Here is a 14,153-nt window from a genome sequence, read left to right on the forward strand (position 1 = left end):
TCCTGTAATAGATAAGGAATATAGTAAAAGAAATGAATGTCACATCGAGCGAGATCACAGGAAGAGCAATCTTTCTGTGCAAAGTGCTAGATTTAGAGAATTCATAAAATAAAAGTGACTTTAGTCATTGTGTGCGTTTTCAAACACTGGTATTGTGTAGGTGTATAGAACCACGGGAGGGACCGACATGATATTACAAGAATTAATTCAATGGGCCAAAGATGAATATGAATCAGCCAGAAAACAGTATATGAAAAATGGAGATGATTACTGGTTTGGTCGTATGAACGCTTTTAAAGAAATACTTAATCATCATCGTGTCGAACTTTCAGACACGTCTAAATATTGTTGCAAGGTGATTAACTAACAAATATTTTAATTTTAAATATGTAGGAGAACGATCACTTGTTATGTTTAATCAGCTATAGACATTATTAGAATTTAGCTGAATTTCCCACTTCAATAACTCAAATGTAAGACAATATACATAGTAAATAACCATCGATAATGGCAAAAATACTGAAAAATAAGGACGCAAAGCTACGGGTCTAAAGCTTTAGTTTAGCAATGACGGCTGGGTTTCCGAAAAGGGTTGGAATAATTTTACGGGGAGTCTGCTCCATTCTATTAAAGTTCACCAATTTTGGTGAGCTTTTTTACTAAATTCCTAAATCTTAAACTTTTCGAGAACTATTAATAAATTTAATACTGTATAGGTGAGAAAAATGGCTATGGTTTTTTTACCAACTTAGGATAAAATATAACTTTATTCATAGTCATTCATATAAAACACCTATGAGGACAATGATAAGACAAACGATTTATAACAAACATAGAATTTAAAGATTTTCATTAATAAATTTAGAAGGTGTAGTCATGCGATGGTCCACTAATTATACATACCTAGTCTTATTTATATACTTTCTGATGATGTTTCTAACTATCTTTCTTGACCACATAATCATTTACAACCTATCCCTGGCTCTAGATATCCATTCTTGGATATTTCAACTTGTTTTGATGTTTATGTCTAAATTCCGTTGTATATCTTTTTAGAGTATGTGAAGAAACAACAGTTAAAATATTTTGCTTACGAAGTGGAAATCGAAAAGTATAAACTAACACTAGAAAATTCGACCATAGCTGCTTATATCTATAAAGATAATGCTTTCCTATACGTTACTCCTGCTTTTGCTGAATTATTCGGTTATACACGAAAAGAAATCTATGAAAAACCAATAACCTCGTACGATTTATTGACTGAGGATTACCACGAAATAGTTTCTACAAATGTCAAAGATAGGCTTGATGGAAAAAAGGTAAGTAGCAATTATCAAGTGAAAGGGAAAAGAAAGGATGGTATTGAACTCTACTTGGACCTTTATCCTTCTTTACAACCCTTTAATGGGCAAAATACAATTGTGGGAAGTGCGGTTAACGTCACAGAAAAGCGTCAAATCCAGAATGAATTGGAAAAGCGTGAAAAAGTGTTATCACAGGCCCAAAAGATTGCAGGCATTCTCTACTGGGAATTTGACAATGTGAACAATAAGTTAACCTGGCCCCCCCAGACTTACAAACTCTTCGGGTTGTCTCCAAATATCAATCCTACGTTTGAGTATTTATTGTCTAAAGTTCATTCTGAGGATAGAGATACTTTAATAAATAGTAGAGAAAAGGAAATAAAAGGGGATAACGTTACGAATATCTACCGCATAATATTAGAGGATGGAAGTTTAAGAACACTACATTCAATCTCTCAATGCCTTCTCAATGATTATGGGCAGCCCATTCAAACAATTGGAACGATGCAAGATATTACAGATCGCCTTGTAGAAGAAAATAAACTAGAACTAACTGAAAATCGCTATAAATCTCTATTTGATAACAACTTAGATAGTGTGTTCTCACTAGATCTTGAAGGAAATATCATCACTGTTAACGAGATGGCCATTCGAACATTTGGGTATTCAAGGGAAGAAATGATTCAACAATATAATTGCACCTGAATTTAGAAATGAGGCAGAACAATTATTTGTACAAGTTTTGTCAAGTAAACCACAACGAATACAGATTCAAGCATTTCATAAAGAAGGCCATACGGTCGACCTTGATGTCACGGTAATGCCTATCATCGTCAAATCAATCGTAACAGGTGTATTTTGCATCGCAAAAGATGTTACCAAGGAAAAAGAACATATAAAAACCATTGAGCAACTGGCCTATAATGACTATTTAACAGAATTACCAAACCGTAGAAAATTATTAGAACTTATGCATTGTCATATACAAGAAGCCAAAAAACATGGATCCATGATGGGGATCTTGTATATTGACTTAGATGACTTTGGTGATGCAATGTTCATCGAAGCAGGAAACCGAATAGTAAGCTGTATAAGAAATGAAGATACACTTGCCCGAGTAGGGGGGGACGAATTTGTCCTGATTATTCCGAATATCAGCGAGTTTGATTTCACAATTAACATTGCTAAAAGAATTATAGAGGCTTTTAAACCCGGATTTTATCTCGAAGAAAAATTATTTCGTACGACAGCTAGTATGGGAATTAGTGTATTTCCTACTCACGGAGAAGATATTTACGAATTACTTCGCAAAGCAGATAAGGCTATGTACTATGTTAAAACAAGGAAAAAAAACGATTACAAAGTTTTTGAAGAATCCATGGTAGAGCAAGAAGAACGAAAATTCCTAATTCAAAATAGCATCGAATCGTCTTTATCTAAAGGAGACTTTTTTCTTGAGTACCAACCAAGAATAGATGTGAAAACAGGAAAAACGTCAACCTTTGAATCATTGCTAAGGTGGAAACATCCTGATTTGGGTTTGATTAGCCCAGAAGAGTTTATTCCTTTGGCGGAAGAATCGGGAGACATTGTTCTCATTGGTGAATGGGTACTTAAAGAATCTCTACGAACCCTTAAGCATATTCACTTAATAGGAAATACAGATATTCGAGTCTCTGTTAATGTCTCTGTTAAACAATTGTATAAATCGACTCTAGACCAAGCCATTAATACTATGTTACAACGATATAAACTTCCTCCCAAAACTTTAGAACTAGAATTAACAGAAAGTATTTTGATTAGTGACGAACAAAAAATACTTGATATACTAAAGAACTTGAAAAGCTTGGGTGTTCTTTTGTCCATTGATGATTTTGGTACAGGAAATTCTTCAATTACTTATCTAAAAAAATTGAATATGGATATTATTAAAATTGATCGCTCCTTTGTGAAGGGCGTTCCCGAAGCAAAAGAAAACGCAGCAATCACCTCAGCAATGATTAATTTAATACATGACCTTAATATGAAAGTTGTTTGTGAAGGAATTGAGACAGACGAAGAACTTAAATACATTATTGAAAAAGGGTCGGATGAAATCCAAGGTTATTATGTTTCCTACCCACTACTAAAAAATGACCTCTTTCAATTCCTGCAAAGAGAAGCTATAAACGGACCAAGGCTACAATATCAATCCAAAACAAGTTGGAAATAGACGATAGACAAATTGATAGAATTAATGTTAGCTATAAAGAGATACAGATGCAGGCTTCTTCGCGAAAGTGGAAGTCTCCAAGATATAAACTCCCCCCCTTATTGTCAGATATTTATCTAACAATAAGGGGGGGTTATATGGCTGAATTTACAAAAGATGATAAATTCACAGCTGTTTATTTGTCCTTTTTTTCAAATACTTCTGTTTCTTAGTGCCTCTCTGTCTACATTTTGAGGAGGTTGTTCTAACCAATTGTTTTCAATCATTAATTTAGTACCGTCGCTAGCATACTGCATTATTTCTGCCATTAACCTCGTATAATGACCTACCAGGTCTTTTCTAAGGCTCAATCCCATTGCCACCCCATAACCCCCGACGCTCACTGCACTAAGATTCATAACATGGAACATCATAAGTTTATCAGAAAATGGTGCATCGATGGATTGTGAAATGGTTGAATCCCATGTGCTTGGCATTGGTACTCCCTCTTTCTGCAATAGATCCCTAAAAACCGCTTCCTGCTTTAAAGCTATTTCTGCTCCTCTCTCCATATATTTCCTAACATTAGATGATTGAGCTGTTTGTGAAAGCCCAGACACAAATGTTCTTCCAATTGAATTCGTTTCAGTATTTTTTGAAATATGTGCAAGTTCAACAGCGGTTAAAGGTCGATGTGTCCCAATTAGTCCCGATAAAAACGATTCGCTATGTATATATTCCGCCTTTTCCATCGGTGGTATAGTAGGGGAACGGACAAGAACACCTTTTTTCAAAAGTAAATCACATGAATCATTGAAAAGCTTCAAAAAAATCTCTGATATTTTACTGAAAAGTTTTCTAATATCATCCCTTGCTAAAACTCCCATCAAAAGTGAGGCTGCGGCGGTGCCTGCTGCTCCCATATATTTAATATATCTTAGTGCAAATATATCTGAATAGACTCTTTTTGCTTTTAAATTCACATCTTCTTCCGTAAATCCAATGGGAACTGCATGATTCTCCAATTGAAATATTCTTTTCACTTCATTCATTACAAATTCACAATTTGATAAAGCTAATTGAGTAATCTTTGCAATATCGTGGTCTTCATTTACCGATTGCATATGTTGAACAACGCAGTAAGTCATTGAATTTTCCATATATGCGGCCCATAGTGCGGCTATCTCTGATGAAGTAAGATTTGGATTGTGTGCCATATTTTATGTCATCCTTTTTTTCTTTTATTATCTGTTTTATTAATGTTTGATATACTAAGCGATAATGATATGTGCAATTAAATACATATCACTGATCTATTAGAAAGGAATCTAAACACAGAAGAATTAGTAACTAACAAGTAGATAGATGCTTACTAGAATATTCAAATTTCTCTGTCAGAATTAAGCGTTATATGGTGCGATTTTGTGATATCGTTTGTACATAAACAAATCTTTTACTACTGTACTTAGTTGAATTATCAAATTCGTTAATATGAAATGAAACTAGAAAAAGGAGATTGCTTAGCAAGATAGTGAGATTTATAGTAGATATAATAGATAAACAAAGTAATAGTTAGATATTGTCTAGGAGGGTATATGAAGCGATTTCTTTCTATCAGTTCCATTCTTATCATTCTCTTGTTAGCGGGGTGTACAGGAAATGAATTAGATCAATCTCTCAAAAAAGAATATAAGATTGAACTTGAATTTTTTTCACCGAAACCTGAAACAGAAGTGATCCTTAATGAACTCATTTCAGAATTTGAAAAGTTGCATCCTAACGTTACGATTAAGCAGGTCATTGTACCTGAACCGATGACCGTGTTAAAAGCAAGAATTGCAAGAGGTGATATTCCAGATCTATTTAATACTTATCCGATCGAACAAGATTATAAGGTAAGAGCTGAAAAAGGATATCTGCTTGATTTATCAAATGAACCCTTTATTAAAAATATCCAACCCACTATCCAAAATCGTTATCTTATAAACGGAAAGATGTACGGTGCTGCCATAACTCAAAATGCAGTAGGTGTTCTATATAATAAGGATCATTTCGAACAATTAAATTTATCGGTTCCTAACAGTTGGAATTCGTTTGTGCAAGTTTTGGAAGAGTTACAGTCTAATGGAAAAACAGCTTTACTCATGCCAAACAAAGATGCAAATCAGGCGAGTATTTTTAATCTAAACTTAGTAGCAAATGAATTTGAAACGAGCTATTGGGAAAAGGATGAGTTTTCAATTGTATCTGATCCGAGGTGGAGGGAAATATCAGAAAAAACCATTACTATGCTGTCATATGTGCAGCCAAGTTCTTTTGAAGACAGCTATTATGATTGTAATAAAAAATTTGCAAACGGTGAAGGTTCTATGTACATTATGGGAACTTGGGCGTTAACGATGATCGAAAAGTCGAATTCCTATTTAAATTATGGTATTTTTCCATTTCCAGCATCAAATCAAAAGGATCAAAATGTATTGGGAGGAGTTGATATCGGTTTTGCCATTTCAGCTGATACAAAACATCCTAAAGAAGCGAAAGCGTTTTTAGCATTTTTAATAAAAAAGGAAAACGCTCAAAGAATTTCTGATTTTGAAGGTTCGATCAGTGCTGTTAAAGGAGTTACAAACACCCATAAAGAAGGTCATATAATAAGAGAAAAAATTGCAAGCGGGCAAGTAGTAAATTGGCCAAATCATTACTGGGCAGGAGGAACTGCTGCAGAATCCGAGTTTCGAAAATATACGGCACAGTTTTACTATGATCAAAATATGGATGTTTATCTTAAGAATATAGAAAAGATGTTTAACCGCTATTCGAATGCTAATTAAAAGAACTAGGTGCCGATATGATAAAATTTCAGCATAAGTTAATTATAGCCTTTATCTGTTTTGTATTAATTCCGATTATCATACTAGGGATTGTTTCTTACAAAATTTCATCCACCACATTACAAAAAAATATTAGTGAGCAAATGATCCAAACGTTAAAGGCGGTTGATCGAAATTTATTAGCCGCTGTTTCTGAAGTGGATTCCTTTTCTGACTACGTTGTTTCATCAAGTGCCATTCAGGATTATTTAAATATACAAAATACGTCCTCAATCTATGAATTTTACAGCGATCAGCAGGAAATCGCCGGAAAGATGTATGGAAATTCACAGATTGATAATCTTGTTCTTTATACGAATGATGGGAATGTGATTACTTATACCGATGATATGGTTACAAGCTTAGAGGCGCTTCGCTCAAGTTTGTTTTTGGATGAAGTTTTACAGCAGAAAGGTCGTCCGGTTTGGTTAACTCCATATGAAAATCAAAATCTTTTTTTTAGTCAGAACTATATTCTAACACAATCAAGAGTCGTAAAGGATCTTAACACGCTTGATAATTTAGGGTATTTAATACTACATGTAAAACTAGATTTATTTGATCCGATTTTTAAAGATATTTATGGAGGTCCCAGCCATGAATTGATTGTAAATAAAGCGGGGACCGTGCTTTATTCATTAAATCGAAATTTCATTGGTAAAACTCTGGACATTCAAAGTTTTTCTGAATTTCCAACAAATAAAAGTGGTTACCTCACTGATGAATGGGACGGTGAAAAAAGTTTGATTACTTATATGCCGTCTAGTTTTGAAACGGGAGGTAACTCACAGCTCATCCTAGTATCAATAAAGCCTATGAAGGCGATTTCCAGTGAAATCGTTAATATCCGAAACACCATGTTACTCGTTGTAGGGTTTACGGTGTTAACCGCCGGTTTATTTAATTTTTTGTATTTAAAAAGAATTTCTCGTTTTATTCATGAACTGTTAATTAGCATGAAACAAGTCGAAAGCGGCAGGCTGAGCAAACGAATGGGGAGATTTGAATTTCAAGAATTACAAAACATTTCGCAGGGCTTTAATAACATGATCGGAAAACTTCAACAATTGATGAGTGACATTGAGACAGAACAGGAACGCAAGCGTGAGGCTCAGTTTAAAGTGCTACAGCAGCAGATCAATCCTCATTTTTTATACAATACACTTGAATCTATTAATGCACTCGCCGCTTTGAACGGGCAAAGGGAAATTAGTAAAATGACAATTAACCTCGGTAAGCTGCTGCGCATCAGTATTAATGGAGGTTATGAAGTGAAAGTAAAAGATGAGATCCGTCATGTGATCAGCTATCTGGAAATACAGAAAATAAGATATAATAATCGATTTTCTTTTGAAGTTGATGTAGTGGAAGAACTGAATCATTATCCCGTCCTTAAACTAATTCTACAGCCACTCGTAGAAAATATTTTAATCCATGAGTTTTCAAAAAGAGATGATGAAGAAGGGTTGATTAAAATTAGAGGTACGGTTTCAAACGGCCAGGGCGAGTTATGGATTGAAGACAATGGTAAGGGTATTGATGAACGTGTACTAATGGAATTAAATAAGTGGAAACTAGAAAATCATCATACTCAGATAAGTAATGGTCACGGTGTACGCAATGTTGATGAGCGGATAAGACTTTTTTATGGAGAGAAATATGGTCTCATCATTTGTTCGACGAAAAATGAGGGTACATTAATTAAAATTTCATTTCCGATTAAAGGTGATTAAATGAGATATAAAGTAGTAATTGCGGATGACGAAAAGTTAATCTTAAAAAATCTTGCACAAATCATCGATTGGCACGGATTAGACTGTGAAATCATTGGGACAGCTGAAAATGGACAAGAAGCCCTGGGCATCATCGGAAATCATGGTGCAGATCTTCTATTAACAGATATTTCAATGCCTGAAATGAGCGGGATTGATCTGTTAAAGACATTAAATCAGATCGATCATAAACCAATGGTTATTTTAATAAGCGGTTATGATGATTTTGAATATGCAAAAGAAGGAATTAAAAATAACGCGTTCGACTATATTTTAAAGCCAATTGATTATGACGAATTGGAAGATTGCGTTAAAAGAGCGCTTAACAAAATAAAAGAGCAAAAAGTAAGTATGTATGAGCATGAGAAATATGCGATTTATAAGCTGATTACATCAGGGAAAGTGGACGCACAAATCAAGAACAAACAAGCTCTTTATTTCTCAGTGATTGTAAAAAACTATAAGGAAGACATTGAATTAATTTTTACAAAAAATGCAGAGTTCCTTTCTAAATGGAATGCGAACCTATTTGTTTACAAGCTGTCAGATAGAGAAGGGATGGTAGTCGTTGAAATGGCAAAACACTTCATCAATCAAGCAACAGATATTACGGATGCATTTTCACATCAGCTTCTTCATGCAGTCTCTGATCAATGCATCATCTCGGTTGGTAAAGTCGTTGAACAGTTATATGAAATAAAGCATTCCCTTGATGCTGCCAAGGAATTACTAAAGTATGAAAACTATATAAGTGGCAATGTTTTAACAGAAGAGCGATTAAAGAAAGAATATAAGCCCAGCCAATCAGCAGCCGATATGATGGAAGAGGCGCTCGACTATATCCGAAATAACTTTCAATCAGATCTTGGTATGGAACAGACAGCCGAACAAGTAGGATTAAGTGTTAGCTATTTCTGCCTGCTTTTTAAACAAAAAACCGGTCTTACATTTCTTGATTATTTAACAAATGTCAGAATGGAATATGCCTGCCTTTTCCTGCAAAATACAGATCTTAAAACATATGAAATTGCCGAAAAAGTCGGCTATACCGATCAGCGCTACTTCAGCCAAGTATTTAAAAGGAAAATGAAAAAAACACCAAGTGAATATCGTAAACTAGTAAAAAATAAGTAAGCCCTCTCCCTACTAGGTGATGAGGCTTTTCTTTTTCAATAATAAGAATTTAAACATTTTTTAGAGAAATGCCTCATTTTGAAAGCGCTTTAAGCACTATATTATTAACTTATGAAAGCGCTTGATTATATATTAAGAGAACGAGGGGGAGAAGTATGAAAAAGTTAATATTGTTTGTTTCAATACTGTCTTTAGTCTTTTCGTTAGTAGCATGTAGTTCAGACAAAACTAGCGGCAGTGACAAAATTGTAGTTTGGACACAAGCCGCAGCAGATCATCCAGAAGGAAAGATGTTTGCTGACCGAGTAAAGAGCTATAATGAGGCTCATCCAGACGGACCTAAAGTCGAAATACAAAACATCACTCGTGCAGGAGCTGGTTCAGGATACATAGATAAGCTGAATGCAGCAATTACAGCAAATGACATGCCTGATATTTTTACATTAGACGGACCTGATATTGGGGCTTACGTTGATTCAGGATTACTTGGTGAACTAGATGGATACATGAGCGAAGGATTCAAAGATGGATTCACGCAAGCGATCATCGACCAAGGAACAGTGGACGGGAAATTCTACGGAATGGGTTATTCAGACTCAGGCGTAGCCATCATGTATAACGAAGATATGATCAATGCACTACCTGAAGATGTAAAAGCATTAGTTCCTTCACTTGATCAAGACTGGACATGGGATCAATTTATTGAGTTATCAAGAAAAGTGGACGAGTTTGCAAAAACGTCAGATGATCCAGTGTTTGCAAATTATGAAGCGGCTGTAAGTTTATTACTAACAGATATTACTGCAGGTGCCTATGAATTAGGAACATACTATTTCACACCACTTCTTTGGGGGAATGATGCAAACATCGTCGATGAAGATGGTGTCACAGTTGATGGCGTCTTAAACAGTGACAAGAGTGTAGAAGCATTAACAAAGTATGCGCAATTATTTGCTGAACCAGCACTTGCTAGTGCGACAGAATCTGAAAAAACATTCCATACAGGAAAATCAGCACTATCAGTTAGCGGATTCTGGTATGTAAATGAACTGATCAATAATTATCCTGACTTAAAATTCAAAACCGTTCGTTATCCGAAAATGAGTAAAGACTTTGATGGGTTATACACACCATCAGGTTCTTGGGCATTTGTACGTAACGGACAAGAAGAAGACGAAGAACGCATTAAGCAAATCGTTGAAGTCATGGAATGGTTAACTAACGACGAAGCATCAAAAGAATATTTCGCTAAAAACGGTTCTATTCCAACGAGAATCAATTCTGTTGACGCGATTGATACAAATACAGACAACCCATCTCACAACGATGCTTGGACCGTATTAAAGTATCAAGTGGAAAACACAAACAAATCTCGTCCGGTATCACCTGGATATCCTTATCTTTCTGAAACCTTTGCAAAAGACGTTATTCTAAAAATCGCTCAAAACAAGGCGACAGATGAAGCAACGATCAAGAAATATTTAGACGATGCAACGAAGAAAATCGAATTAGAATTTGCAAAGTACAAAAAATAATCGTTTGTAAAAAGTAAGAGGTGAGGCAATGACCTCACCTCTTACTCTTTTTTTAAAAGGGGTGTGAACCATGAAGAAATTGATCAAACGTATTGTAAAAGTGAGAAATACAACCGAACACCTCAGACAAAGTGAACATTATAAAACAAAAGATATCGTGACAGCTTATGGATTTTTGACACCTGCTTTAATTCTTGCGATTCTCTTTATTGTATTACCAATTATTCTAGCGTTTACGTACGGGTTTACGGATTACTATTTATTGAAACCAAACGACAAAGAATTTATTGGACTTGAAAACTTTAAGCGAATGATAACAGATGAAGTGTTGATCCAAAGCTTTAAAAACACGATTAAGTTTGTGGTATTTGTTGTTCCTCTGCAACTGTCGATGGCACTTGGACTTGCGCTCATTGTTAACAAAAAAATCAGAGGCGTAGGGTTCTTCCGTACCGCGTATTTTTCACCAGCTGTTTTATCTCTTGTTGTCATCTCCATTCTATGGACGGTCATGTTAAACCCAACATCGGGATTAATTAATGAACTCCTTGCGAATGTTGGGATTTCTAAGCAACCTTTCCTCTCAAGTGCGTCTCAAGCCATGTATACGATCATTGCAATCTCTGCATGGTCAGGGTGTGGGTATCAAATGATGATCTTTTTAGCAGGACTAAAAAATATTGATGGCAGCCTTTATGAAGCAGCGGACATTGACGGTGCCAATGCATTCCAAAAGTTTTTATTTATTACCATTCCGTCATTAAAACCCATTCTGATGTTTTTAGTGATTACCACCACGATTCAGGCGTTTAAACTCATTGTTCAACCGATGGTTATGACAGGTGGAGGTCCAGATTACTCAACGATTACCATTTTGCAATACATTTATGAGTATGGATTCCGTCACCGAAACGTAGGATATGCAAGTGCCATTACATTAGTGTTCACGATTTTCTTAGTCGTGATCTCAATCATTATTAAAAAGCTATTTAGAGAGGAGAAAGTAGCATGAAAATTGTAAAGAAAACCTTGTTCTATATCTTGGCCTCTCTTTTGGCATTACAATTTTTACTTCCTCTTATTTGGATGATTCTTTCCTCATTTAAGATCGATGAAGTGATCTACAAAGATATGGATACAATCTTTGCGTTTGTTCCAAGATTTTCTGATCTTTCGTTTGATTCTTATGTGGAGTTATTAGGTTTTTATAACATTTTTAAGAACGTAGGAAATAGTTTGATTTATGCGTCTATTACAGTGGTTGTAGGACTAACCATCAATTCATTGGCAGGTTATGCTCTAGCAAGATTTAAATTTCCATTGAAGGATTGGATATTAATTTTTATTATTGCACTTATGATTGTGCCGATTGAAGCGACTATTCTTCCATTGTTTTTAGTGGTAAATGAGATGGGATTAATCAACACGATTCCAGGTTATTTGCTGCCATTTATCATCAATGTGATGAACATATTCTTATTCAGACAACATTTCTTATCCTTCCCTGGTGAATTGATTGAATCTGGAAAAATTGATGGACTAAGTGAAGTAGGATGTTTCTTCCGAATCGTCATGCCGTCAAGCTTAAATATGTATATTACGGTTGGGATTTTAACGTTCTTGGCTTCGTGGAATGATTTTTTATGGCCGGTTATGGCGTTATCAAACGCAGATTTGATGCCAATTCAAGTTGCCCTTAATGCGGTTTTTGCAGATACGTATAACATTTTCACAAGTCACATGATGGCAGCATTAACCATCGTAACGATTCCAATTGTTATTCTTTATATCATTTTTCAAAAATACATTGTGGAAGGTTCCATGCAAAGTGGAATTAAATAGAAGAGGTGCCCTATGAATCGACTACAAAAAGCAAACAACTATATCAAAGAAAACAAACATAAAACAAATAACCGCCCCCTTTTTCACTTTTCACCAGAAATCGGATGGATCAATGACCCAAATGGTTTTTCCTTTTACAAAGGGAAATACCAGCTCTTTTATCAGTATTACCCGTATGACATCGTATGGAATGACATGCATTGGGGTCATGCAACAACAAATGATTTTGTCCATTGGGAATACCTCCCCGTAGCGATGGCCAATGACAAAGCGTATGATGCAAACGGATGTTTTTCTGGAAGTGCGATTGAAAAGGATGGGAAGCTCTATCTCATTTACACAGGCCATATTGATCCTAACTTAGGGTTTGATAAAGATGAATCACAAATTGCTGAACGTCAGTGTGTGGCAGTATCAGAGGATGGTATCCATTTCGAGAAATCCAAATTAAATCCCGTGATTGGGGAAAAAGAATTGCCAGAAGGGTATCTCATTTGTGATTTCAGAGACCCTAAAGTGTTAGAGCGCGACGGGGTATATTACTGTGTAGTAGCGGTAAGAAATGCGAAACGTCGTGGTGAAATCATCATGTTCCAATCAAAAGATTTACTTCAGTGGAGCTTTCATTCTTCAATATTTCAAATGTCATTTGAAGAAAATACGTTACTAGAATGTCCAGATCTCTTTCACTTAGACGGGAAAGATGTGCTCATTTTCTCAGAAATGCCATGCGACCCTGAATTTGAGGGAGAAGTCGAGAAAAAGACGTCTTATGTAATTGGGCACATGGACTTTAAAGACGGAGCATTCACTCCTGAGGCAAAGGGCTTGTTAGATTATGCAACGTTTTACGCACCTCAAACAACGGACGGTCCAAACGGAGAGAGGCTGTTAATTGGATGGATGCATCGCTGGTCAAAAGCAACACCACCAAAAGAGTACGGCTATAACGGCATGATGAGTTTACCAAGAAAGTTACACATCAAAAACAACACTTTGATTCAACAAGCTTATATTAACCATGACGATTATTTCACACCCGTTGCTTTCCATGCACATGTTTCATTACATGAGGACTTGCACATTGAAAGCGGAAGAACAGGATATTTATCCCTATCACTATTATCTAAGAGTGAATCGTTTGTTGTTGAATTAAACAAGGAAGATAAAACAGCAACACGCGTGAGTGTGGATCCATCATCCAATTCTGTTGTGATTACTTCTGATTATGGAGATAGTGAACCAATTACCGTACGTGACTGTTTTAACAATGAAGAAAACACACTAGAAATTTATTTGGATCTTCATTCAGTTGAAATCTTTGTGAATAAGGGGGAAAAAGTCGTAACATTTACGGCATATGAAAAAGAAAAAGGAACAAGCATTGTCCTTTCAGGAAAAGGAGCCCAATTAAAAGAAGTTCGTTATGAGGCGTTTCGTTCTTAATAAACGAAAAAACATAGCTCTGTTTAACAACAGGGCTGTGTTTTTACTTAAATACTATC

The 14,153-nt window shown here is 35.5% G+C and carries 9 protein-coding genes, 1 pseudogene and 1 riboswitch; of the genes and pseudogenes, 9 read left to right on the forward strand and 1 reads right to left on the reverse strand.

Going from position 1 to position 14,153, the window contains the following annotated elements:
- The first annotated feature begins 187 nt into the window (after positions 1 to 187).
- On the forward strand, positions 188 to 367 hold the full coding sequence (locus ACQ5H4_RS06135) for a hypothetical protein (RefSeq protein WP_430774086.1): 180 nt from the start codon (positions 188 to 190) through the stop codon (positions 365 to 367).
- A gap of 132 nt (positions 368 to 499) precedes the next feature.
- Positions 500 to 587, forward strand: a riboswitch (cyclic di-GMP riboswitch).
- 526 nt (positions 588 to 1,113) lie between these two features.
- A pseudogene (locus ACQ5H4_RS06140) lies at positions 1,114 to 3,513 on the forward strand (PAS domain-containing protein); the annotation flags it as partial.
- Positions 3,514 to 3,707: 194 nt separating this feature from the next.
- Here ACQ5H4_RS06140 and ACQ5H4_RS06145 read toward each other — a convergent pair.
- The gene (locus tag ACQ5H4_RS06145; protein WP_430774087.1) at positions 3,708 to 4,712 is read right to left on the reverse strand and encodes a DUF3231 family protein; all 1,005 of its coding nucleotides are present in this window, start codon (positions 4,710 to 4,712) and stop codon (positions 3,708 to 3,710) included.
- 378 nt (positions 4,713 to 5,090) lie between these two features.
- Between ACQ5H4_RS06145 and ACQ5H4_RS06150 the strand changes: the two genes are divergently transcribed.
- The 7 genes from ACQ5H4_RS06150 (at position 5,091) to ACQ5H4_RS06180 (ending at position 14,094) form a co-directional block, all read left to right on the forward strand.
- Positions 5,091 to 6,326 carry an ABC transporter substrate-binding protein gene (locus ACQ5H4_RS06150; protein WP_430774088.1) on the forward strand — a complete coding sequence of 412 codons (1,236 nt, stop codon included), beginning with the start codon at positions 5,091 to 5,093 and terminating at the stop codon, positions 6,324 to 6,326.
- 17 nt (positions 6,327 to 6,343) lie between these two features.
- Entirely contained in the window at positions 6,344 to 8,098 is a 1,755-nt protein-coding gene (locus tag ACQ5H4_RS06155; protein WP_430774089.1) for a sensor histidine kinase, read from the forward strand.
- Positions 8,099 to 9,271 carry a response regulator transcription factor gene (locus tag ACQ5H4_RS06160; protein WP_430774090.1) on the forward strand — a complete coding sequence of 391 codons (1,173 nt, stop codon included), beginning with the start codon at positions 8,099 to 8,101 and terminating at the stop codon, positions 9,269 to 9,271.
- A 155-nt stretch (positions 9,272 to 9,426) separates the two neighbouring features.
- Positions 9,427 to 10,806 carry an ABC transporter substrate-binding protein gene (locus ACQ5H4_RS06165; protein ID WP_430774091.1) on the forward strand — a complete coding sequence of 460 codons (1,380 nt, stop codon included), beginning with the start codon at positions 9,427 to 9,429 and terminating at the stop codon, positions 10,804 to 10,806.
- A 70-nt stretch (positions 10,807 to 10,876) separates the two neighbouring features.
- Positions 10,877 to 11,818: a carbohydrate ABC transporter permease gene (locus ACQ5H4_RS06170; RefSeq protein WP_430774092.1), complete on the forward strand. Its 942-nt coding sequence runs from the start codon at positions 10,877 to 10,879 to the stop codon at positions 11,816 to 11,818.
- The gene (locus tag ACQ5H4_RS06175) at positions 11,815 to 12,648 is read left to right on the forward strand and encodes a carbohydrate ABC transporter permease (RefSeq protein ID WP_430774093.1); all 834 of its coding nucleotides are present in this window, start codon (positions 11,815 to 11,817) and stop codon (positions 12,646 to 12,648) included. The genes ACQ5H4_RS06170 and ACQ5H4_RS06175 overlap by 4 nt, the downstream gene beginning before the upstream one ends.
- A 12-nt stretch (positions 12,649 to 12,660) precedes the next feature.
- Positions 12,661 to 14,094 (forward strand): glycoside hydrolase family 32 protein, encoded by a 1,434-nt coding sequence (locus ACQ5H4_RS06180; RefSeq protein WP_430774094.1) that lies wholly within the window; start codon positions 12,661 to 12,663, stop codon positions 14,092 to 14,094.
- Positions 14,095 to 14,153 lie beyond the last annotated feature (59 nt).

Origin of the sequence: Bacillus coreaensis (assembly GCF_050586445.1) — a bacterium.
GTDB lineage: Bacteria > Bacillota > Bacilli > Bacillales > Cytobacillaceae > Robertmurraya_A > Robertmurraya_A coreaensis.